Annotated in this window: 20 protein-coding genes; 10 read left to right on the forward strand and 10 right to left on the reverse strand. The window is 57.6% G+C overall.

Features of this window, described 5'->3' with window-relative positions; all coding sequences use genetic code 11:
* Positions 1 to 112 precede the first annotated feature (112 nt).
* Both ACFQUU_RS01235 and ACFQUU_RS01240 read left to right on the forward strand, forming a co-directional pair.
* The gene (locus tag ACFQUU_RS01235; RefSeq protein WP_382241451.1) at positions 113 to 586 is read left to right on the forward strand and encodes a hypothetical protein; all 474 of its coding nucleotides are present in this window, start codon (positions 113 to 115) and stop codon (positions 584 to 586) included.
* A complete protein-coding gene (locus ACFQUU_RS01240) occupies positions 583 to 834 on the forward strand; it encodes a MoaD/ThiS family protein (protein WP_382241454.1) in 252 nt (83 codons plus the stop codon). Before ACFQUU_RS01235 ends, ACFQUU_RS01240 begins: the two co-directional genes overlap by 4 nt.
* A gap of 52 nt (positions 835 to 886) precedes the next feature.
* Here the strand turns inward: ACFQUU_RS01240 and ACFQUU_RS01245 are convergent, their stop codons facing one another.
* From ACFQUU_RS01245 to ACFQUU_RS01260, 4 genes are all read right to left on the reverse strand, one after another.
* A complete protein-coding gene (locus ACFQUU_RS01245) occupies positions 887 to 1342 on the reverse strand; it encodes a hypothetical protein (RefSeq protein WP_382241457.1) in 456 nt (151 codons plus the stop codon).
* Between the two features lie 217 nt (positions 1343 to 1559).
* Complete coding sequence (nth, locus tag ACFQUU_RS01250) at positions 1560 to 2225, reverse strand: endonuclease III domain-containing protein (RefSeq protein ID WP_382241460.1); 666 nt, start codon at positions 2223 to 2225, stop codon at positions 1560 to 1562.
* Positions 2226 to 2545: 320 nt separating this feature from the next.
* A complete protein-coding gene (locus ACFQUU_RS01255; protein WP_382241463.1) occupies positions 2546 to 2935 on the reverse strand; it encodes a hypothetical protein in 390 nt (129 codons plus the stop codon).
* A gap of 271 nt (positions 2936 to 3206) precedes the next feature.
* Positions 3207 to 6830, reverse strand: a complete 3624-nt coding sequence (locus ACFQUU_RS01260; protein WP_382241466.1) for an indolepyruvate ferredoxin oxidoreductase family protein — start codon at positions 6828 to 6830, stop codon at positions 3207 to 3209.
* A 99-nt stretch (positions 6831 to 6929) separates the two neighbouring features.
* Between ACFQUU_RS01260 and ACFQUU_RS01265 the strand changes: the two genes are divergently transcribed.
* Positions 6930 to 7835 (forward strand): LysR family transcriptional regulator, encoded by a 906-nt coding sequence (locus ACFQUU_RS01265; RefSeq protein WP_382241469.1) that lies wholly within the window; start codon positions 6930 to 6932, stop codon positions 7833 to 7835.
* A 7-nt stretch (positions 7836 to 7842) separates the two neighbouring features.
* Here the strand turns inward: ACFQUU_RS01265 and ACFQUU_RS01270 are convergent, their stop codons facing one another.
* Entirely contained in the window at positions 7843 to 8253 is a 411-nt protein-coding gene (locus ACFQUU_RS01270; RefSeq protein ID WP_382241472.1) for a PaaI family thioesterase, read from the reverse strand.
* A gap of 214 nt (positions 8254 to 8467) precedes the next feature.
* On the opposite strand from ACFQUU_RS01270, the gene ACFQUU_RS01275 reads away from it, so the two are divergent.
* Both ACFQUU_RS01275 and ACFQUU_RS01280 read left to right on the forward strand, forming a co-directional pair.
* Positions 8468 to 8815 carry a four-helix bundle copper-binding protein gene (locus ACFQUU_RS01275; RefSeq protein ID WP_382241475.1) on the forward strand — a complete coding sequence of 116 codons (348 nt, stop codon included), beginning with the start codon at positions 8468 to 8470 and terminating at the stop codon, positions 8813 to 8815.
* Between the two features lie 213 nt (positions 8816 to 9028).
* Positions 9029 to 11821, forward strand: a complete 2793-nt coding sequence (locus ACFQUU_RS01280) for an EAL domain-containing protein (protein ID WP_382241478.1) — start codon at positions 9029 to 9031, stop codon at positions 11819 to 11821.
* Positions 11822 to 11879: 58 nt separating this feature from the next.
* Here the strand turns inward: ACFQUU_RS01280 and ACFQUU_RS01285 are convergent, their stop codons facing one another.
* Entirely contained in the window at positions 11880 to 12584 is a 705-nt protein-coding gene (locus ACFQUU_RS01285; protein WP_382241480.1) for a GntR family transcriptional regulator, read from the reverse strand.
* Between the two features lie 292 nt (positions 12585 to 12876).
* Here ACFQUU_RS01285 and ACFQUU_RS01290 point away from each other — a divergent pair, with 292 nt between their 5' ends.
* Positions 12877 to 14118: an allantoate amidohydrolase gene (locus ACFQUU_RS01290; protein WP_382241483.1), complete on the forward strand. Its 1242-nt coding sequence runs from the start codon at positions 12877 to 12879 to the stop codon at positions 14116 to 14118.
* Between the two features lie 76 nt (positions 14119 to 14194).
* A complete protein-coding gene (hutH, locus tag ACFQUU_RS01295) occupies positions 14195 to 15823 on the forward strand; it encodes a histidine ammonia-lyase (protein ID WP_382241486.1) in 1629 nt (542 codons plus the stop codon).
* A 124-nt stretch (positions 15824 to 15947) separates the two neighbouring features.
* Here the strand turns inward: hutH and ACFQUU_RS01300 are convergent, their stop codons facing one another.
* Complete coding sequence (locus tag ACFQUU_RS01300) at positions 15948 to 17489, reverse strand: methyl-accepting chemotaxis protein (RefSeq protein ID WP_382241489.1); 1542 nt, start codon at positions 17487 to 17489, stop codon at positions 15948 to 15950.
* Positions 17490 to 17644: 155 nt separating this feature from the next.
* Here ACFQUU_RS01300 and ACFQUU_RS01305 point away from each other — a divergent pair, with 155 nt between their 5' ends.
* From ACFQUU_RS01305 to ACFQUU_RS01315, 3 genes are all read left to right on the forward strand, one after another.
* Complete coding sequence (locus tag ACFQUU_RS01305) at positions 17645 to 19120, forward strand: sensor histidine kinase (protein WP_382241492.1); 1476 nt, start codon at positions 17645 to 17647, stop codon at positions 19118 to 19120.
* Positions 19117 to 19731, forward strand: coding sequence for a response regulator transcription factor (locus tag ACFQUU_RS01310; protein ID WP_382241495.1), 615 nt, complete (start codon positions 19117 to 19119; stop codon positions 19729 to 19731). Before ACFQUU_RS01305 ends, ACFQUU_RS01310 begins: the two co-directional genes overlap by 4 nt.
* Positions 19732 to 19899: 168 nt before the next feature.
* Entirely contained in the window at positions 19900 to 20391 is a 492-nt protein-coding gene (locus ACFQUU_RS01315; RefSeq protein ID WP_382241498.1) for a heme-binding protein, read from the forward strand.
* Between the two features lie 57 nt (positions 20392 to 20448).
* On the opposite strand, the gene ACFQUU_RS01320 is transcribed toward ACFQUU_RS01315, so the two are convergent.
* The 3 genes from ACFQUU_RS01320 to puuE all read right to left on the reverse strand — a co-directional run bounded on the left by ACFQUU_RS01320 (position 20449) and on the right by puuE (position 23116).
* The gene (locus tag ACFQUU_RS01320) at positions 20449 to 21537 is read right to left on the reverse strand and encodes a porin (RefSeq protein WP_382241501.1); all 1089 of its coding nucleotides are present in this window, start codon (positions 21535 to 21537) and stop codon (positions 20449 to 20451) included.
* A gap of 119 nt (positions 21538 to 21656) precedes the next feature.
* Complete coding sequence (gene uraD, locus ACFQUU_RS01325; protein WP_382241503.1) at positions 21657 to 22175, reverse strand: 2-oxo-4-hydroxy-4-carboxy-5-ureidoimidazoline decarboxylase; 519 nt, start codon at positions 22173 to 22175, stop codon at positions 21657 to 21659.
* The gene (gene puuE, locus ACFQUU_RS01330; RefSeq protein ID WP_382241506.1) at positions 22172 to 23116 is read right to left on the reverse strand and encodes an allantoinase PuuE; all 945 of its coding nucleotides are present in this window, start codon (positions 23114 to 23116) and stop codon (positions 22172 to 22174) included. The genes uraD and puuE overlap by 4 nt, the downstream gene beginning before the upstream one ends.
* Positions 23117 to 23135: the final 19 nt, after the last annotated feature.

Consider the following 23135-nt stretch of genomic DNA (forward strand, 5'->3'; position numbering starts at 1 on the left):
ACAGCACTGTTTTAGTATTGCCCGACGTCGGCATGTTGCACAGACTCTGCCGTTTTGATTGTTGAAGAATTAGAGAAGTACGATTCGAATCAATACAAAAAGGAGACGAAACATGCAACGCTCCCTGCTTATCGAGCCGAACAAGTATACCGGTTGCCTGCAGTGTGAAATGGCCTGCAGCTATGAAAACTACGGTGCATTCAATCCCGCCAAATCCCGGATCAAAGTGTTCGAGTGTCACCAGACCAGCGCCAAGGTGGTCAACGAAGACATCTGCAATGGCAACGCCGCCGACCAAGCGTATTGCACGAACGCGACGGGGCGTCGCGCGCTGCAGCGCGAGGTCGCGCAGATCAATATGCTCGACACGTTGGGCCTGGCCTCGACATCGTTCGGTCAATGGCATGGCGTGCCGGGCAGCGCAAATGCCATAGGCTTCACCGAGCATGTTGGCATCCTGCGCGGACTGATCGAATCAAAAGTTAGACTGGGCGCGTGGAAACAGGCCTTGCTGGCCAATCCTTTATGCCTGCCCGAAGCATATATTGCCACCACGCGCAAACAACCTGACTGGCGACATGCATGAAAGTGACCTTCAAACTGTTTGCATCGCTTACGGACTATCTGCCGCCCGAGCGGAAATATAATGCGATTGAACTAGAGGTCGCAACCGATACCGTGCTTGGTGAACTTATCGCACACTTCAATATGCCACCCAAGCTGGTGCATCTGGTATTGGTCAATGGTATCTATGTGGAACCAAGTGATCGTGCTGGGCGCAAACTTGTCGATGGAGATGTGGTGGCAATCTGGCCGCCGGTGGCAGGCGGCTGATGCAGGACGAGGCGGATTTTCTATTTTAGGCACTTCTCTTCCCTCAACGCTCTCAATCTTTCTTTTCCCGGACTTCGACGTCAATAATGGTCGCATCCGTGCTCATTGGACGAGCCGGATCAAGGGAGGATCCGAAGAGAGACGACAGCGCGCGGTTGATAAACGCCTGTCTCATCCATCTATAAGCGAGCAGATAGCCTACTGCCAGACCGAGAAATAGCGACGGCACCAGTGCGCCCCGGTAAAGCAAGGTCAGCAAACAGACTGCGAGCAAGGCAAGCAATACTGGTCGCCGGGCATGTTTGGGGAGCAAGCCAATGGTACGAAGTTTCCCCTGGCTTATATAAGGCAGTCTGGCAAACAGGCCACCAAGGAGAAGTCCTGCTACAAAACGTCCGGTGCCCAAGTAGTCAGCGACAATGCCGACAACCAGGTAACCGGCATAGGAAATGGTGCCCGCGATAGCCACCAGCACTAATATCAACACAGCGATTGCCAGCTTTGGCATACGCATCGCGGCTGTTACCAATAATCGTAAGATTTGTTTTACTCCTGCAAAGTCGCGCAGCCATCCGGCAAGGCAGTTAGCTTAAACGTGTTAGTCAATGTTGTTTGCAATGGCTTGAGATCATCGGTAGATCAGTGCTCTCAGCGTTCTCCGTTCCATGCCCGCTTCCATGCCTTCTTCCGATGTACGTTTTTGCCATTGCCAGCGTCGTGCTGCGCTAACGATGCGCGGTCACACCAACCTGCTGGCACATATCCAGCACCGGACAGCTAGAGCAATGCGGCAATTTTCCGGTGCAGATATGCTTGCCGAATGGTACAAGCAAGCGATTGATATCTATCCAGTGGCGAGGCGGAAGCTTGGCTTCCAATGCCAGTAAAGTTTTTTCGGGTGCTGAAGTCTGTACATAGCCCCAGCGCCCAGTCACGCGATGGACATGAACATCTACGCTGATAAAAGGCTCTTCGCAGGCAATCCCCAGTACAAGATTTGCACACTTGGGACCGACTCCGGCGAAGGAAAGTAAGACCTCACGATCGCATGGAAGCTGGCCATCAAATTCATCGATCACCCGGCGGGCAATCGCAAGAATCTGATTCGCTTTGTGTTCATGGAAGGTACTTGCTTTGATCAACGTGTCCAGTTCCTCATAACTCAATGTACTCATTGCGGCCGGCGTTCGGGCACGCTCGAACAGCTTGCGCGACACGGGCAACGTCACTTCGTCAAAAGTGCGAATGGAAATAATACAGGCCACCAGTTGTTCGAAAGCCGACGTAAATCCTTCTTCAGCCAACTGAAAAAGTGCCGCCTTCGGCCATGGGCTTACGGCAGTTTCAATGCGGCTGAACGCCAAGCCAATATCCATTGGCTTTTTCTCCATCGGGCTTACCTCCGTTCGGATGGACGCAAGGTCATCAGGGGTTGAACCTACGCATCGAGACTAATACCAATCCCAACCTATAACGTGACAAATGAAATCGATGGATTTTTTCGACTGGCAAGGCGCAGGAGGAGTCAATAGCCATGCTATTGACGACGAGTGCAACGCAGGCAGGCGGAAAAAGACACGATTTCATGGCGCGTTATGGATTGGGATTGGTATAAGAGCATCCATCAAAACGACGCTTGCTGCATGGCCCCTTTGACAGGCGCGGTGCAACTGCGTTGGAGATGAATGGGGACGTATTCTGGCCCCGCATGTCATCTCAACGCAGTAACCAACGCCACGACAGCGACCGCAGCCACTACCGCGGTTGCACAACATAACCAGATAAAACGGACACGTTGGGTTTCGAGCCGCTGGATCAACTGGGCATTCTGGTCCGCGAGTGCCTTGATCAACTGTGATGAGGCGTGCATCTGTTCATGCAACTCCGCTGCCGTTTTTTCCGCTACGCTGATCCGTTGGTCCAGACCGTTGATTGCGTCGACGATTGTTGCCTGGTGGCTGGCAGCACCTGGCTGCGGCGGCGAGGCATGGGGTTCGGTGGCGTTCCATAACTTCCTGGCCCCTTCCGCCACCTTTGGTGCTGAACTGATAACGTCGGACCAGGGAACGTTCTTTAATAGCGATAACCAATTGTTTGCCACGGATGTTCCAGTATGAAATGTTCTGAAAGGTTTTGACAGGCAAGTATAGTCGCAACGTTTTTTACTGCAGTGTTCCCACGTTGTTTGTTAGAGGGTACAAATGCAGGTTCGTTTGAAAATACTCTATAGAATGATACCGGCTGGTTTGCCGATGTTATTTGACTTGACGCCATTGTGCTGTTCTCGGCCAATGTACTCCCCCATGCCAACAAAAAAGGCTGGAAACCCTGCGGGTTCCAGCCTTCTCTATCACATTGATTTGCAGCTTGTATCAGGCTGCATGCACCGCCGTCGTTCCCGGCACCTTCGGAGCATCGAACTCCTTCAGCAATGCCGCTTCCTTCTCCCTTGCCACCTTCAGATGACGCTCTTTCACATGGCCGAAGCCTCGGATGTCTTCGGGGATGCTGGCGATCGCCGCAGCCTTGGCAAGATTATCCTTGTTTAACCTGGGCAACAACACGGAGATCGTTTCCTTGTACTGAGCAATCAATGCGCGTTCGGTTTTGCGTTCCTCGGTGTAGCCGAACACATCAAGCGCTGTGCCGCGCAGAAACTTCAGTTTTGCCAGCATGCCGAAAGCCTTCATCATCCAAGGGCCGAACTCCTGCTTGATCAAGTGACCTTCCGCATCGCGCTTGGCCAGCAACGGCGGCGCGAGGTGGAATTTGACCTTGTAGTCGCCTTCGAACATGCCATCGATCTTGGCCTTGAATGCCGTGTCGGCATGCAGGCGGGCGACTTCGTACTCGTCCTTGTAGGCCATGAGCTTGAACAGGTAACGTGCTACCGCTTCGGTCAGGCGAGTCGACTTTTCTCCCGCGGCGTTGCGCTCCGAGTCCCTGACGCGCTGCACGAAATCACGATATTGCTGCGCATACTGTGCGTTCTGGTACTTGGTCAGGTAATCGACTCGGGTCGCAATCACGTCGTCCAGCGACGGTGTGCGCTTGAATTCGATCACTTGCGCGGCGGTATCATTGACCTTGGCGAGGCGCTCGACAGCAGCCCAGTCGTGCGCGGCATTGCGGCCCCACACAAATGCTTGCTTGTTGAACTCGATCGATACGCCGTTCAACTCGATGGCTTTGATGATCGCTGCTTCGGACAGCGGCACCCAGCCTTTTTGCCATGCATAACCGAGCATGAACATGTTGGTCGCGATGCTATCGCCCATTAGGGCGGTCGCCAGTTTACCGGCATCGATGAAGTCGACACGATCGCTGCCGCAAGCGGTGCGGATCTCGGTTTCAGCCGCCTGCCCCGGATACTTCCAGTCGGGATTCTTGACGAATGCAGCGGTCGGCGTGCCGGTCGCATTGACGGCGGCGTGCGTACGTCCCTCACCCATGCGTGACAGCGCATCGCGACTGGCAGTCACGATCACGTCGCAGCCGATGACAAGATCCGCTGCGCCGGTGCCAACACGGGTCGAATGAATCGCATCCGGCGTATCAGCCAAGCGGACGTGCGACATCACTGGTCCACCTTTCTGCGCCAGGCCGCTCATATCCAGCACCGAGCAGCCCTTGCCTTCAACGTGGGCCGCCATCGCCAGGATCTGGCCGACTGTCACCACACCGGTGCCACCGATACCGGTCACCAGGATACCGAAAGGCTCGCGTGTTGTGGGCAGAACAGGTTGCGGCAGATTGCTGCCTTCCAGGATCGGCAGCTTCTTGGCGCCAGCCGAATTGTCGACCGAGGCTTTCTTCGGCTTGCGCAACTGGCCGCCTTCGACCGTCACAAAGCTGGGGCAGAAACCCTTGACGCACGAGAAGTCCTTGTTGCACGACGACTGGTTGATCTGGCGCTTGCGGCCGAACTCGGTCTCCATCGGCTCCACCGACAGGCAGTTCGATTGCACGCTGCAATCGCCGCAGCCTTCGCACACGGCTTCATTGATCACCGCGCGCTTGGCCGGGTCGGGGAACCCCGGCTTCCCGTCCTTGCCGATTTTTTTCCGGCGGCGGCGCTTTTCGGAGGCGCAGGTCTGGTCATAGATGATGGCCGACACGCCCTTCACTTCACGCAATTCCTTTTGCACCGCGTCGAGCTCGTCGCGATGGCGGATCGTGACGCCGGGCGCCCAGTTGACACCGGCCGGATATTTTTCCGGTTCATCGGTGACGACCACGATCGGGTTCACGCCTTCCGCCGCAATCTGACGCGAAATCATCGCCGGATCCAGCGGGCCGTCAAACGCCTGGCCACCGGTCATCGCGACTGCATCGTTGAACAGGATCTTGTAGGTCATGTTGACCTTGCCGGCGACAGCTGCGCGGATCGCGAGCAGGCCGGAGTGGAAGTAAGTGCCGTCGCCCAGGTTGGCGAACACATGCTGCTCGGTGGTGAACGGCGCATGGCCGACCCAGGTCACGCCTTCCGCGCCCATGTGGGTGAAGGTCGCGGTCTGGCGATCCATCCACAACACCATGTAATGGCAGCCGATACCGGCCAGCGCACGGCTGCCTTCCGGTACCTTGGTCGAGGTGTTGTGCGGGCAGCCGGAGCAGAAATGCGGAATGCGATCCTTGTTCGGATCGGGCTTGCCGGTGCTGACCTTGAGGACGGATTCCTTGGCTTCCAGATAGGCAATGCGTTCCTTGACGCGCTGTTCAATCGGATGGCCGGCGAAGTACTTCGAGATGCGGGCTGCGATGGCGCGGGCAATCTGCGCCGGGTTGAGTTCATACGTCGCCGGCAGCAGCCAGTTACCATGGCCTTCGCGATGGTTGCCACTCCATTCGCCGGTGTCATCGAACTTGCCGACCACGCGCGGGCGTACGTCGTCGCGCCAGTTATAGAGTTCTTCCTTGAGCTGGTATTCGAGGATCTGACGCTTTTCCTCGACCACAATGATTTCTTCCAGGCCTTGCGCGAAGTGACGCACGCCTTCCGCTTCGAGCGGCCAGGTCATGCCGATCTTGTACAGGCGAATACCGATGTCGCGCGCGACTTCTTCATTGATGCCGAGATCGTCCAGCGCCTGCCGGGTGTCGAGATAGGATTTGCCGGCAGTGACGATGCCGATGCGGGCATGCGGGCTGTCCCAGATGATCTGGTTGAGCTTGTTGGCACGCACATAGGCGAGCGCCGCATACCATTTGTAATTGTTCATCCGTGCTTCCTGATCGAGCACGGCATCCGGATAGCGGATGTTGAGGCCGCCGGGCGGCAGTTCGAAATCGGTCGGCAGGATGATCTTGACGCGGTCCGGATCGAGGTTGACCGAGGCGCCCGATTCGACCACATCGGTCACGCACTTCATCGATACCCAGAGGCCGGTATAGCGCGACAGCGCCCAGCCGTGCAGACCATAGTCGAGGTATTCCTGTACCGATGAGGGAAACAGAACGGGAATGCCGCAAGCCTTGAGGATGTGTTCGCTCTGGTGCGCCGTCGTCGAGGATTTGGCCGCATGGTCGTCACCAGCGAGGACCAGCACGCCGCCGTTCTTGTCGGTGCCCGCCATGTTGGCATGCTTGAACACGTCGCCACAGCGATCGACGCCCGGGCCTTTGCCGTACCACATCGAGAATACGCCGTCATACTTGGCGTTCGGAAACAGGTTGACCTGTTGCGTACCCCAGACCGCCGTGGCCGCGAGGTCTTCGTTCATGCCGGGATGAAACTGGACATGATGTGCTTCGAGGTGTTTCTTTGCCTTCATGGCCGTCATGTCGACGTTACCCAGAGGCGATCCGCGATAGCCGGTGATATAGCCCGCGGTATTGAGGCCAGCCGCGACGTCGCGTTGACGCTGCATAATTGGCAAACGAATCAGTGCTTGTGTGCCTGTGATAAAGGCACGGCCGCGCTCCAGCGTGAACTTGTCATCCAGCGAGATGTTTTCCAGCAGGTTGCGCTGGTCAGCGGAAAGGGGTGCATTCATGACGATGGTCTCCGTAATTTTTTAACCCTCATTGAAGTATAGTAAGCCAGTTTGGTATCGTAAAATCACAAATACACAACTCTGATATCTGAAAAACGCATGGCTGAAAATGTCACCCTCCGGCAGCTCCGTTACTTTGTTGCGGCCGCCCGAACCGGCCAGTTTTCGATGGCGGCAAGCAATGAACATGTATCGCAGTCGGCGATCACCAATGCTGTCCTGGCGCTGGAACAGCAGTTGGGCGTCCGCCTGTTCGACCGGCTTCCGCAGGGCGTGTCACTGACTGCCGAAGGCGAAGATTTTTTTCACCATGCGCGGCACATTCTTGATTCCGTGCATGATGCAATGCACAAGCCACGCTTCCGGGCCAACAACCTGCGCGGCACAGTCAAGGTCGCTGCCTCGTACACTGTTTTAGGATATTTCCTACCGGAGTTGCTGGCGCGATTTCGCGCAAGTTATCCGGATGTGGAGATTGATCTGCGCGATATGGACCGCGCCGGTATTGAAGAGGCGGTGTTATCGGGGGAAGTCGAACTCGGCGTAGCGATTCTTTCAAACGTGCAAAAGCTCAACCGTTTCGGCCATGCAGTGCTGGTCCGTTCCCGACGCCAACTTTGGGTGGCCCCCGAGCACCCGCTTGCCAAGCTGGAGTCACCATCGCTCAGGGACATTGCCCACCATCCGTATATTCTCGTAACGGCGGATGAAGCGGAAGCATCGACCGCTGCATACTGGAAAGCAAAGCGCCTGAAGCCTAATATCGTATTCCGCACCAGTTCGATTGAAGCGGTGCGTGGCCTGGTGGCGCATGGTTTTGGCGTCACGGTACTGTCGGACATGGTGTTTCGCCCGTGGTCACTGGAAGGCAAGCGCATTGAAGCACGGCCTATCCTCGACGTCGTCCCGCATATGGAAGCCGGGGTATTGTGGAAAGAGGGGAGCCCGTTAAGCACACCGGGTGAAGCACTGCAGCAGTTTCTGTTGCACGCCTATGGAAGCTAATTGCGAGTTATTTCAAATACTTGAAGGTCCCGACTGCGCTTGCCACAAGTAAATCATCGTCGAGCCAAATTTCCGACCGTGTGAAATAGATCGATCGACCTTTTTTCTCCGCCATACCCTTTGCGGTCAGTTCGCGACCGACACCATTGCCAAGAAAATTTGTCGTCAGTGACAGCGTCACCGCATGACGGGCCGACTCGCCAGGCTGCGCATGCAGGCCGGAGTAGCCAGCCACCGCATCGAGCAGAGTGCAAATGATTCCACCATGGACCACGCCGCTACGATTGAGGAGGTTCTCATTGAGCAACAAGCGCATTTCTGCATAGCTGTCGCGCCATTGCGTCAATCTGACGCCGAGGAATTCGAGAAGAGGATTATCGAGCCCGGGTAAGGCGTCGAGTGGTAATGGTTGATCCATGAAGTTGTCCCTGAGGCGGTGCTAAGGATATGGACCGCCGTGTGTCCTTGAAAGCCGTCATTTTGCCGGGAATGCACGCACCCTGCCTGTGCTGAACATGGATATGGAACCTTTGGACGGTAAACGACCCTATCAATGACAAATTGACACCCTCCATGATCTGCACCGCTAGTGTGTCGTCACCCCATCTTGAATAACCGAAAGGAGAGCTGCCATGAGCACGACTTCCATGTCCCCCGAGATGAAACAATGCCTCGCCAATTGTATGGAATGCCATCGGATTTGTACCGAGACTGCCGCCCATGTCTTGCATGGTGGTCACGTCCATAGCGAAGCAAAGCACTTGATCGCGCTGCTCGACTGCGCGCAGATCTGTGGCTTACATGCCGATTTCATGGCCCGTCGTTCTCCGCACCATACCCATCTGGCAAAAGAATGCGCAGAGATCTGCAATGCATGTGCCGACTTGTGCGAAGAGCATGCTGATCCCGACGGAGAAATGGCTGCATGTGCTAAAGCCTGTCGTACCTGTGCGCAAACCTGCATGGCCATGTCGCAATAATTAAAGCGCCAATGATGACTTGAGGTAACACATAACTCCCGGCAATCAAATTTAGTTGCATGAGCTGTACAAGATGTGTCTGATCTGCATACACCATTGCGTTTGGTCGAGGCGTCAAGCCTACAAACGGGTATGATCGTTTTGTCATCATCTTGATGTGGAAAAGAACTAGATGCAAATCAGGGAGTATTGCATCTGTTCAAAGTGACGCCTATGTCGCCATTATTGCGCCTGCGTGCGCCGAGTCCGGCCGCCCTCGCTACATTTATCATCGGGCTGGTACTGACCGCACTGCTGTTTGGCCTGACCTATGAACTGGAAACCGATAAGGCGGATCTGGACTTTCGGCGTCGCGCGGAAAGCTATGTCAGCGATCTGCAGCAAGGTGTCGGCGATGCTGTCGCCAGTCTGCAAGCGGTCAATCAGCTGGTCGCGAGTGTCGGCGAAGTCGGCCAGGAAAACTTCAGCAGCTTTACCGACCCGCTGCTGAAGAGGCAGCCCTATATCCAGGGATTCAGCTACCACCGCTTTATCTCTGCCCGCGAGCGCACGATGTTTGAAGCGTCGATGCGGCGCTCGCGCCCCGGTTTTGTGATCCGAGAGTTTGGCGATGCGGGATCGGTCCCGGCAGGGGCGCGCAATCAATATCTGCCGACTATCTACGTTGCCCCGTTTGCGGGTAACGAATATCGTATAGGTAACGATGCCCTGCATAACCCGCAACGGGCGGCGGCTACCTGGCGCGCCATTGAACAGGGCGCTCCTTCCGCGACCGGGATCGTGCAAAGCATCCTCAACAAGACCCAATTACCCACCTTTTTTGTCGTCATGCCACTCTATCGCAGCGACATGCCGCTAGGCACCGCCCAAGAAAGACGTGCTGCGGTGTTCGGTGTGACGCAGGCAGTATTCAATGCGAACGACCTTGTTGCGAAAATTCTTGGTCGCGAGGCCTTGTCCATACCGGGCCTCGAGGTCAGTGTGCACACAGCCGTCGCAGGCGAGGCCGAGCATCTGGCCTTCCACCACCAGGTCGGCACCCTGAACGATGACACCGTACTGTCGAAATTGCGTCTTTTCGGCGCACAAACACTGACGGTATCCGAGTCCTTCGACGTGGGCGGCACGATCTGGAATATCCGGATTTCGGGCACGCCGGCAACATTTACCTACAGTCATCGCGCCTCCCTGCTGGTTCTCGTATTCGGTTTGCTGTTCAGCCTCGCCGCTGCCCTGAACCGGCAGTCGGCCGCCGCCAGGGCGATGCATATTGAACAGCTGGTAGAACAACGCACGGTGGAGCTGGGACGAGCCAGCCGAGACCTGCAGTTGCGTCAGCGCGCAATCGAGGCAAGCGCCAATGCAATCCTGATCACTTCTGCGGCGGGACCGCATTTTGCGATCGAGTATGTGAACCCGGCATTTACCCGCATCACTGGCTACCAGTCTGACGAAGTGATCGGCAAGCCTTTCGATTTTCTTTGCGGCACCGACCATGACCAGGCGGGCGCGATGGAACTCCGCGCAGCCCTGGGCGCGGGTACGGAAAGCCAAGCCATCGTTCGCCATTACCGCAAGGACGGCACCTTGTTCTGGAATAACGTCTATGTCGCGCCGGTGGCATTGGCCGGGCGGGTAGCCACCCACTTCGTCGTCACGCAGTATGACATCACCGAGACCAGACGCTATCAGGCCGAGCTGGAGTTCCAGGCGAACTACGATCTGCTGACCGGCATCGCCAACCGCAATCTGTTGCGCGACCGCGTCACCCAGGCACTGACCATGGCGGCACGCCATGACGAACACGTCTGCGTTGCCTTTATGGATCTGGATCGCTTCAAGTTCATTAATGACAGCCTGGGGCACAGGGCCGGCGATCTGTTTCTGAAAACGATTGCACACCGCCTCAAGCGCGCGGCACGTGACACCGATACGGTGGCGCGGTATGGCGGCGACGAGTTCGTGCTGGTGCTGCCGGAAGCGGAGGACATTGCCGAGTCGGCCAGGGTTGTTCAGCGCGTGATGCAGGCCTTGTCACGGCCGATCCCCATTAACGGCAAGGACTTTTTCCCGAGCTGCAGCGTCGGCATTGCAGTGTATCCGACTGACGGCGAAGACTTCGAGACCCTGCTTACCCATGCGGACATGGCGATGTACAGCGCCAAGGAAAAAGGCAGGAACACCTTCCAGTTTTATGCGCCGACCATGAACGAACGTGCCGCCAAGCGGCTACGGCTGGAGGGCGACTTGCGACGTGCGCTGGAACGGCGCGAACTACTATTGCATTACCAGCCGCAGGTCGATGTAATTACCGGCCGGATTGTCGGCGCCGAAGCACTGATCCGCTGGCAGCATCCGGAACTGGGCTTGATCCCGCCATCGGAGTTTGTCAGCCTGGCCGAAGAGACCGGCCTGATCGGCGCAATCGGCGACTGGGTCTTGCGCACTTCGTGCACGCAGGCGCGTCACTGGGAGCAGGCCGGCCTGGGCAAGCTGCGCATTGCCATCAACCTGTCGGCCCGGCAGTTCAGCCAGCCTAATCTTGTCAGCATGGTGGAAAGCGCCCTGGCCGACAGCGGCCTCAGCGCCTCCGACCTCGAACTGGAGATTACCGAGAGTACCGTGATGGTCGATGTCCAGCATGCGATACGCACGCTGCATGAACTCAAGAACATTGATGTGCACCTGTCGATCGATGACTTCGGTACCGGATTTTCCAGCCTGTCCTACCTGAAGCAGTTTCCCATCGACGTACTCAAGGTCGACCAATCGTTCGTGCGCGACCTGACCACGGACCCGGACAATGCGATGATCGTGATGTCGGTGATTTCATTGGCGCACAATCTGCGCCTGAAAGTGATTGCGGAAGGCGTGGAAACGGCAGAGCAGCTGGGTTATCTGCGCGACAACAAGTGCGACCAGGTGCAGGGATATTATTTCAGCAAACCGCTTCCGGCCGACAAATTCGAGCGCTTCCTGAAGCAGGAGCTAGGTACGGAAGCATGAGTGACGACCGACTCCGGCTGATTCTGCGGGGTGCGTAACGGTCGGCATACAGCCGACCTCAGGCCAGCAGGACCGACACCAGATCGCGTTTGGATTCTTCCACGCTCTTGTCGAAGTGCAGCGCCGATTCAACATGGTCAAGGTGTTCGAGGATCAGCTTGACCGCGCGCTCGGTCTTTCCTGCCTTGGCAGCCTCCAGAAATTCCGAATGCTCATCCGACGAGCACACGGCGTCCATATCGGTCTGATACAACATCGTGATGAGTGAGCTGCGTGCGACCAGTTCCTGCAGGATCTCTGTCAATACCTGGTTGCCGACGATTTGCGCCATCAGTACATGGAAATCACCGAGCAGTTGCGACCTCACCTTGGAATCATGACCTGAAATTGCAGCCCGCTCGGCCTTCAGGTGCTTTTCCAGCATGCGGTAATCGGCTGGACGTGCCTTGGCGACAAACTCTCTGGCAAGCGCGGCTTCCAGGATGCGGCGGGTGGCAAAGATTTCACGCGCTTCGGTCTCGGTCGGCTGGCTGACAAAAGCGCCGCGATCCGGGATGATATTGATCAGCTTGTCCTTGGACAGCGTCAGCAATGCAGCGCGGATCTTGGTCCGGCTGACCGAATAAAGTCGCGACAGCGCTTCCTCGCGTAGCTTGGTCCCTGGCGGCAACCGGCGCGCGCCGATCGCGGCGGCGATGTCTTCCGCGATTTCGTTGGCGCTTTTCGCTGCCGCCGTTTCTTCTTCTTTACGTGACTTTGGCATAACAATGGAATCAGGTGTCAGGAGCCGGGATCCGATCGTGTCGGACCCGGCGGCGCAAAGCTTAACATGAAGGCAATCTTTCCTTCATGCCGGTATGCTTTTACCGGCAACCGCACTTTATTAGAGCAGGCGGCGAACCATGGATGATGTCGTTCCGCTGATAGATACTATATAGCACCGGATTCGCTGAGAATAACATTTTTGCCCTCTATTTTTGTATACAATCTTTGAATACGATATTATACTTTTTACTTACCGCTATGCTGCAAATACGCCGCAACAAGGAGAAAGCATGAATCAGGCAAGCAACAAGGGCGCGACCATCATGCGCTGGGCCGACGATCTCGCCGGTCATAGTGAAGCAGAAGGTATGCTCACCCGGACCTATCTGACCGCGGCGCACAGCGGCGCCGCCGAACAGCTCGGGCAGTGGATGCGCGAAGCCGGAATGAACGTGCGGCGTGACGCTGCCGGCAACGTGATCGGCCGTTATGAGGGGCACACTGCGGATGCACCGGTGCTCCTGACCGGTTCGCACTTCGATACCGTGCGCGACGCCGGCAAATACGATGGCAACCTCGGCATTCTTCTTCCGATTGCTTGCATTGCGGAATGGAACCGACAGGGCAAGCGCTTCCCGTTTGCCATCGAGGTGATCGGCTTTGCCGAAGAAGAAGGCGTGCGTTTCAAGGCCACCCTGCTTGGCAGTCGTGCCTGTGCCGGCACCTTCGATAGCAGCGTGCTGGACAAGGTCGACGATCAGGGCCAGACCATGCGCCAGGTCATGCATGCGGCCGGCTTCAATCCCCAGGAGTTGCCGCGCGCCGCTTATCCGCGCGAGCAGGTCCTCGCCTTCGTCGAAGTTCATATCGAGCAGGGTCCCGTACTGCTCGACGAATCCTTGCCGGTCGGCGTTGTCACGGCCATCTCGGGCGCGACGCGCTTCTTGGTGCAAGCAACCGGCCTGGCCGGACATGCGGGCACCGTACCGATGACACTGCGCCGTGACGCCGCCATGACGGCAGCCGAAATCGGCCTGACTATCGAAAAGCGTTGCTCGGGCATTCCAGGACTGGTAGGCACAGTCGGTCAGCTCGAAGTGCCGAATGGTGCCGCCAACGTGGTGCCAGGTAAGGCAGTCTTTACCATCGACATCCGCGCTGAAACCGACGACGTGCGTGAAGCGGCTGTCAACGATGTGCTGCAGGCCATGCAGGAAATCTCGGCACGCCGCGGTGTCAGCCTCAATATCAACAAGACGCATGAAGCAAGGAGCGTCCCTTGCGCCGGCTGGCTGCAGCAGCAATTCGCAGATGCCATCACCACGTCCGGCATTCCTCTTCGCTACCTGCCTTCGGGCGCGGGCCACGATGCGATGGCCATCGCCGCGATCGCCGATGTCGCGATGCTCTTCGTCCGTTGCGGCAATGGCGGCATCAGCCACCATCCGGATGAAATCATGACGATCGACGATGCGGAAACCGCGGCAGAAGTTTTCAGCCGCTTTGTCGAGCATTTCAGGCCGCAGCACTGACACCCGTTACATCTTTTTCGTCCCAAGCCAATACTGATAATTCATCATTCAACAAACGAACACCACGGTACCCAACATGACAACAACGACATTGATCGACGGCTTCAATCTGACAGCGGAACAAGTAGTCGCCATTGCGCGCGATTCGAGCGTGCAGGTTGGCCTGGCCCAATCCTCGCGCGATGCGCTCAAGCAGAGCCGCGACTACATTGAATCGACATGGATGCATGATGAAGCGCCGATGATGTACAGCTTCAATACCGGCGTCGGCTTGCTGAAGGATACCCGCATCAAGGTCGAGCACATCGAGCTGTTCCAGACGCAAATGATCAAGGCCCATGCGGCTGGCATCGGTGAGCCCTTCTCTGAAGAAGTCAGCCGCGCCACCATGCTGCTGCGCGCCAATGCGTTCGCCAGCAATTATTCCGCGCCACGCGTCGAAGTGGTCGACCGCCTGCTTGCCTTCATTAACGCCGGCATTCACCCGATCATGCCGCAGAAAGGTTCGGTCGGCGCGTCGGGCGACCTCGCACCGCTGGCTTATCTTGCCGCAGCGATTGCCGGCTTTGAAGAAGCAGAAGTCATGTACCGTGGCAAGCGCATGAGCGCGCCGCAGGCGATCACCGAATCCGGCGTCGGCCCGGTCCAGTTCGACCTGAAGGCGAAAGACGCCTCCGCACTGATCAACGGCTGCACCGTATCGCTGGCTGTCGCGGTGCTGGCAGCGCATGACGCACGCAATCTGTTGTCGGATGCCTGCCTGTCGCTCGGCCTGACGCTCGAAGCGATGCGCGCCGAAATGTCCGGCTTCGACGAGCGCATCCAGCTGGCCCGTCCGCATGCCGGCCAGATCAAGACGGCGGCGATTATCCGTAACCTGCTCAAGGGTTCGACCCGCACCACCCACGAGGCACGCGCGGTGCAGTTTCCCGATGAACTGCGTCGTACCGATATCGCCTATACGCCGCGCATCCAGGATGTCTATTCGCTGCGCTGCGCACCACAGGTCTACGGTCCGGTGTTCGATGCGCTCGATTACATCGACACGATCGTGACACGCGAAATCAATTCGGCGACCGACAACCCGCTGATCTTCTCCAAGGATGGCGGCGGTTTCGAGATCATCTCGGGAGGCAATTTCCACGGTCAGTATCTGGCGCAGGCAATGGACTTGCTGGCCATGGCGGTGACTGACCTCGGCAGCATCGTCGAACGCCGCATTGCGCGCCTGATCGACCCGACCTTGTCATGGGGTTTGCCGCGCAACCTGATGAGCGGTATCCGCGGCGTCAACACCGGCTACCCTGTGGTGCAATGCTCGATGAGTTCGCTGGTAATGGAAAATCGTACCCTGTGCATGCCGGGTAGCGTCGACAGCATTCCATCGAAGGGCAACAGCGAAGACCACATTTCCAACTCGACCTGGTGCGCACGCAAGGCGGCGACCGTGGTGGCCAACACCCAGTACATCGTCGGCGTCGAAATGCTGCTGGCCGCGCAAGGTCTCACCATGACCGAATCGCTGTTGCCCGGCTTCGTTCTCGGCCAGGGTACACAGGCTGCGTACGACGAAGTGCGCCGCCAGATTCCGGCTTGCCTGGATGGCGACCGCTGGTTCCATAAGGATATCCACGTTGCGCAGTCCTTCGTCACCACCGGCTCGGTACGTGCCGCAGTTGAGCAGAAGATCGGCAAGTTCGCGTAAGTAGAATAAGGTATCTGCCCTTGGGAGGTGAGCTGAAAGGCTCACCTCTTTTTTTGTGTCGACTATGGTCCTCAAGCTTTTCAAACACAGCCGGCCTTGCGCCGGCTGTGTTTTCTTGCATCTGCTACAACCTGAATTCGGCGACCGCGCGATTCAATTTTTCCGCCTGCTCTTCCAGAGATTCGGCCGCTGCCGCTGCCTGCTCCACCAGCGCGGCATTCTGCTGCGTCACTGAATCCATCTGCGACACCGCCAGACTCACCTGATCGATGCCGGTGCTTTGCTCGACCGACGCGTGGCTGATCTCCGCCATGATGCTTTCCACCTTGGCCACGGCATGGACGATTCTTTCCATGGTTTGGCCGGCGCGGTCTACCATCACCGCGCCTTCGCTTACCTGCCGTACCGAGTTATCGATCAATTCCTTGATTTCCTTGGCAGCCGCAGCCGAGCGGTGAGCCAGGCTGCGCACTTCGCTGGCCACCACGGCGAATCCCTTGCCCTGTTCACCAGCGCGTGCCGCCTCGACCGCCGCATTGAGTGCGAGGATATTGGTCTGGAAGGCAATGCCTTCGATCACACTGATGATGTCGACGATGCGACCCGATGCACTGTTGATGCCATCCATGGTTTGCACCACCTGGCTGACGACTTCGCCACCCTCCTTGGCGATGGACGACGCTTCCAGCGACAAGGTGCTTGCCTGTTGTGCATTGCTTGCATTCCGGCGCACGGTCACGGCGAGATTCTCCATGCTGCTTGCCGTCTCCTGCAGTGAAGCGGCCTGCTCCTCGGTACGCTGAGACAGGTCGGCGTTGCCCATCGCTATTTCACGCGTTGCGGTCGCGATCAGTCCGGAACCCGAGCGCAGGTCGCCGACCATGTGCGACAGGCTGGCCTGCATGCGCTGCAGTCCGGCCATCAGATGGCCGATTTCGTTGCGGCCGGCATCGTCGATTTTTCCGCTCAGATCGCCGCTCGCAATACGATCGAACTGCACCATCATGTTGCCCAGCGGTTTGACAATGGATTTGCGGATCAGCCAGGCGACACCGGCGCCAAGCAATATGCCCAATGCGATGAGTCCCACCGCGTAACGCCTGAAAAGTGCGAACTCTTCCTGTGAAGCGGTGTATTCCTTGCGCGCACTATCGATCTGCCGCGCCGCCAGTTCGCCGCCACGTGCATTGAGTTCGCGATCCAGTGCCGGCACTATCTCCATGACATGTCTGGCAAGACTTTCCTTGTCGCCCGCCTGCAATGCCTTGATCAAACCCGAGACGCCGGTATTGAAAAATGCATCACGACGCCGGGCCACCTCCGCGGCAAGCGCCTGCTCTTCGGTAGTGTGCGCTAGCTTGGCATACGCTTCCCATGCCTCGTTGGACTTTTGCATGAAACCTTGAGCCGCCGTAATGCGCTTTGCCGCCTCCGGCGATTCGGGGGCGAATGCGGCCTGGTCCAGCAGTATCCGGACGAGCGCCTGATTGGCGCGGGCATCGGCCAGATGCATGCTGGCCGCCAGTTGGTTTTCATAGATATGGCGGGTGACTTCATTGCTTCTGTTCAGTGCGGCGAGGGAAGCCAGCCCCGCAACCAGAAGCATCACGCTGTTGAAGGCGATGAGATAGACAAGGCGCATGCCGACTGTCGTGTTGCGAAACATGGATCCTCCGATGATGTACTGCGGCATCCATATGCCGGCATGTTGATAAAGCTGGTCAGGATACATATACATACAATTTTTGTATACAATGTGTTTTTAAAGTGTTGCGCGAAAAATGACCGGCGGCTGTGCGGTCGTATCCTCAGGGGATGTCCATGTCGGTGTTGTCCATCTTTCAATCGCGGCGCATGCCATGGATATCGGCCTGGTGCCTGCTGGCTCTTGTCGGTACTGTTCTTATATGCCGCGCCGAACTGGCTTCGCTGCGACGCGCGTTTGAGGCCGACAGCCGTATAGCCCATCGACTGCTCACACAGCGCACGGTGCAGCACGACACCATTCTGGCAACGCTGGAGGCTGGTGCCGGCGCGCATGACGGTGACTGTGCGGCGTCAGCGCGTGCACAGATCACCGTCATTTATCCGCAGGTGCTTTCGGTACTTTGTAATGCCATCGAGTATCGCTGGGATGCCGGGCTGGTCGCTGCGGAGAACACGTCGCGCAGCCGACGCCACGCCGCGATCAGTGTCAATGCAAGGGATTTTTCCAAGGGGCGCTACTGGCTGGTGCTGGCCGGTGAATCGAGAAGCTGGGCATTGCAGATCGACATTCCACAAATGATCCCCCGTAATGAATGGCCAGCAACGCCCATGAACATGGAACTGCGCTCGGAGACACATCGCCTTGATCTGCAGCGTGTTGCGGATAAGGGAATGTGGAACCTGGAATTTGAAAAACATCTTGCGTCCGAGTCGCAGCCCTTCGACCTCAAGGTACGGCGCACATTGGGCTGGACCGATCTGCCATGGGGGTCGATCACGACCTGGTTGCTTGTCATGTCGGGCGCGCTGCTGGCTTACGCCAGTCTCCGCCGGCAGGCGGTTGGCCGCCGTCGGGCCGAAGGTCTGTTGCGTCTGCGTCGTGCGGAGCGGCTCAATACGATGGGAGAACTGGCTGCAGGTGTTGCGCATGAATTGAATCAGCCATTGACCGCGATCCTGTCAAGTTGCCAGGCCGCACGCCGCCTGCTGGAGCAGCCGCAGACTGAAACAACAGTCTTGAAAGAAGCTATCGAACATGCGGTAGCACAGGCGCGCCGAGCCAGTGCAGTCGTAAATCGCCTTCGCACCGCACTCGAACAGCCAAGCCAGCGCGGATGCATGCAACCTGTCCCGCTCGTCACTGCGGTCGAACGAGCCCTGCATCTGCTCGAACCAGAATTCCGCCAGCGGCATGTCGTGCTGACCAGGGACATCGCCGAACACGCCATTCATGTACTCGCGGACCCGGTTGCCCTTGACCAGATCCTGCACAATCTGTTGCTCAATGCGCTGCAGGCAATGGAAACAAGTGCTGTCGGCAATCGCCATCTGCATATCGGGATCAGCCATCGCGGTAGCGAGGTCATGCTGGCGATCGCGGACTCCGGGCCGGGCATACCGCAGCATCAGCTCGCACAACTCTTCGAGCCCTTCTTTACGACAAAGACCGCCGGCCTCGGGCTCGGACTCACACTGTGCGAACGCTTGATAGAAAGCATGGGTGGACACATTATCGCGACCAATCGTGAGGCGGGCGGCGCTGAATTCATTGTCCGTTTTGTTCAACCTGCGATGGACGCACAAACATGAGCACTATCCTTCCCGTGGTTCATCTTGTGGATGACGACGATGCCGTCCGCCGCGGACTGTCCTTGCTGTTGTCGACTGTAGGCATGCGCGTGCTGCCGCATGCAAACACCGATCAGTTCTTGCGCGAATTCGATCCGGATCGTCCCGGTGCGATCGTCCTTGATGTACGCATGCCTGGTGGAAGCGGCATGGCACTCCTTGACCGGCTGGCCGCGATGGGTGTGACGCAACCCATCATCATCCTGACCGGCCACGGCACGGTGGATCTTTGCCGGAGAGCTTTCAAGGCCGGAGCAACCGAGTTTCTTGAAAAACCGGTCGACGATGAAGTCTTGATCGATGCCTTGCAGCGAGCGCTCAGCGATCACTTGCTGAACCGCAGTCGCAAGGAAGCGGAGCGAACAGCGCGCGAACGGTTTGCGCGTTTGTCCGCGCGTGAGCGTGAAGTGCTCGAACTGCTGGTGGCCGGCATGACCAATCGGGAAATCGGCCATGCGCTCGACTTGTCGCCGCGCACCGTGGAAGTGCATCGTGCCCATGTCATCGAAAAGCTGGAAGCGGAAACCCTTGCACATCTCATTCGCCAGTATGCGCCTTTGATAGAAAGCTGAGGTTGAGGCAGCGGCTGAAGTTGGGCCCGAGACAGAGAAAGGAACGTGCACTACGTAGAGTTACGTAACAAATCACGGTGCTTACCGGATTGGGCGGTACGCCAAAAATCTCTACACTGCGGTCACGGCTCGAACGAGCCGATTGCCAATCTATTCGTGGAGATTTCAATGATTACTTCCAGCAAAGCCCTGTGCGCCGTTCTGCTCTGCAGCGCCGTCACCACCGCATTTGCGCAGGTCCGTACGGAACGCAATATCAGCCTCTCGCTTGCCAGCCAGATTGCCTCGGCGGGTGTCGCCGCCTGTGCCGAAAAAGGCTATGCCGTCGCAGTCACGGTGGTTGACCGCAGTGGACAGGTGAAAGCCATGCACCGTGCAGATAACGCAGGGCCGCATACGCTCGCATCGAGCCAGCAGAAGGCGTACACGTCGGCTTCAGCAAAAAGCGCCACGCTCGCAATGATGGAAGGCGCCCAAAAGAACCCGGGTGCTGCGAATCTCGTCTATCTGCCGGGATTTCTGTTGCTGGGTGGCGGCTTGCCGATCAAGGCAGGCGATGAAGTGATCGGAGGAATCGGCATCGGTGGTGCGCCCGGAGGACATCTGGATGACCAGTGTGCGCAGACGGCGCTGGAAAAGGTGAAGGATCAGTTGAAGTAACGCCACACCCGTACGAGCGAGGTGCGCTCATCATGAACGCACCTCGTGGATGATGAATCAGAACCGGTGACGCACGCCAATACCAAAGCTTTCGGAACGGCTAAACGCAGTGATCTTGTCCGACATCAGCACCGTGTAGATATCGGTACGCTTCGATACCAGGTAGTCGTAACCCACCGACACGGTATCACGCTTGAGTTCGGTGCCTACCAGGCTGCCATCGCGCCTGGTGTTCGCGTAGCCAAGCAGGACCTTACCCGGACCGACCGGTGCGCTCATGCCGAGACTGAAGGTCTTGTCTTTCATGCTGGCAGCGGTGGCGGTGTCATCGTCATTGATCTGGTAGGTGGCAAACAGCTTGGCGATATTGAAGTCGTAGCTGCCGCCAACAAAGAATGCTTTCTGACGCGTGATCGCGCGGTAGTTGACCGGTGCCGCAGTTGCATCGATCAGCGCCGCGCCGGGATTCGGATTGCTGGCTTCGGCATCGTGATAGAAGGCCGACAACCCGAGCGGTCCCTTGAAGTACAGCAGGTTGAGCGCGACATTGTTGGTGCTGTTGCGACCCGCAACTTCGCCGAACTGATAATGAACGTTCGCGCGCAAGCCATTGAAGTCGGGTGTCGAGTAAATGATCTCATTGCTCCAGCCGCTGTCGGACGCGTTCGATGCAATCCAGTTGCGTGCGCCAAACGCGCCGGCCGGCACATAAGCATGCAGCACCAGCGGCGAAAAGGTGAACGAGTCGGCGAAGGGATTGAACAATACGGTAGGGAGGAAGCTCGGCGCCAGACCACGTCCGAACTGAATCTTGCCGAAACTTCCAGCTAAGCCGACGTTGGCATCTCGCGAGAACAGGTTGTCGCCGCCGAAACGACCGGACGTGCCGGTATCGCCCTGAAAAAATCCGTTGAGCGCAAATTCCGCCCTCAGTCCGCCGCCCAGGTCTTCACTCCCCTTGAAGCCGAAGTAAGACGTGGTCATGCCGCCGCTATTGACAACGGAGCGGCGGCTCGGGTCGCCACTGTATTTCAGCGAACCGGCGAACAGGTCGACCGCGCCTTGCACGGTCACGTTGGTTTGGGCAAATGCGCCCTGGATGGCGAGGCAACCGACGGCTGCCGCAATTGCGGTGGTTTTTTTCATTTTGTCTCCCGAAAAGAAAGGTGGTTATGCGCCTACCCGACATGCGGTTTTTCAACCGCATGCCAAGATTGATATTGTTATTGTTTTCTGGTCCTGCGTCGTGTTCTTGTTGAACACGCTTATTGCACAGCGTCCGCAAGGCGGAATCCGCCGATGCGAATGATCTGTTCTATGCATTCCTTTGCTTCCACATCACGTTCATTGGCAAGGCGCCTTTCAAAGTTCTGCAGAATGCTTTGGCGATTGTGTCCCTTCACGGCAATCACAAACGGAAATCCGAATTTCTCGTTGTAGCGATTGTTGAGGTCTTGCAGCTTTGCGAATTCCTCGGCGCTGCACTGGTCGAGTCCCGCACCCTTTTGTTCACGCGTCGATTCCTCGGTGAGCTCGCCGCGCACCGCCGCCTTGCCTGCCAGTTCGGGGTGGGCACGGATGAGCTGGATGCGTTCCGCCTCACTGGCGTTGCGGACTGCATCGGCCATGGCAGCGTGCAACTGCTCGACGCTGGCAAATGGCCGTTTGGCCGCTGCGCGCTCCGCCACCCAGGGCGAGTGTTCAAAAATTGCGCCGAGGGCCGACGTGAAATCGGCGGTCGACATGGTATTCAGGCTGTCGAGAGAAAAATGTTTGGTCGTCATTTTGCTTGGTATGGATGAGTGTTGATCCAGTGGTTGGCGATATCGATGCGGCGGCAGATCCAGACATTGTCATGGGACTGCAGATAATCAAGGAAACGTTGTAGCGCGCGGAAGCGTCCCGGCCTGCCAAGCAACCGGCAGTGCATGCCGATCGACAGCATCTTCGGCCTGTCCTGCCCATTTGGATCGCCTTCCGCGTACAGCACGTCGAAGCTGTCCTTCAGGTATTGATAGAACTGCTCGCCGGTGTTGAAGCCCTGTGCCGTTGCAAAGCGCATGTCGTTGCTGTCAAGCGTGTACGGCACGACCAGGTGCGGCCTGGTTTCACCTGCGGAGGTGTCGACTTCGGTCCAGAACGGCAGATCGTCGCCGTAGTAATCCGAGTCATAGGTAAAGCCGCCCTGCTCGACCACGAGCCTGCGCGTATTGGGCGAATCGCGGCCGGTGTACCAGCCGAGCGGCGCGCTGCCCGTCAACTGGCGCTGGATATCGATCGCAATCCGCATATGCTCGCGCTCGGTGGCTTCATCCATATGCTGGTAATGAATCCAGCGCCAGCCGTGGCAGGCAATTTCATGACCAAGTTCGACGAATGCCTGTGTCAGCTCGGGATGCCGCTGCAAGGCCATTGCGACACCGAATACGGTCAGCGGCAACTTGCGCTGCTCAAACTCGCGCAGGATGCGCCAGACACCGGCGCGCGAACCGTATTCGTAAATCGATTCCATCGACATGTGGCGCGCCTCGAATGCCGCCGCGCCGATAATCTCGGACAAGAATTGCTCCGAAGCCTTGTCACCATGCAGCACGTTGTTTTCGCCGCCTTCTTCATAATTCAGGACGAATTGCACCGCGATGCGCGCTTGGCCGGGCCAGCGTGCGTGGGGAATCTGCCGGCCATAGCCGACGAGGTCACGGGGATATGCGTTATCTTTCTGCATGGTGAAGTGGTAGTAAGTG

It is taken from the genome of Herbaspirillum sp. GCM10030257 (assembly GCF_042666555.1).
Taxonomy (GTDB): Bacteria; Pseudomonadota; Gammaproteobacteria; order Burkholderiales; family Burkholderiaceae_D; genus Noviherbaspirillum.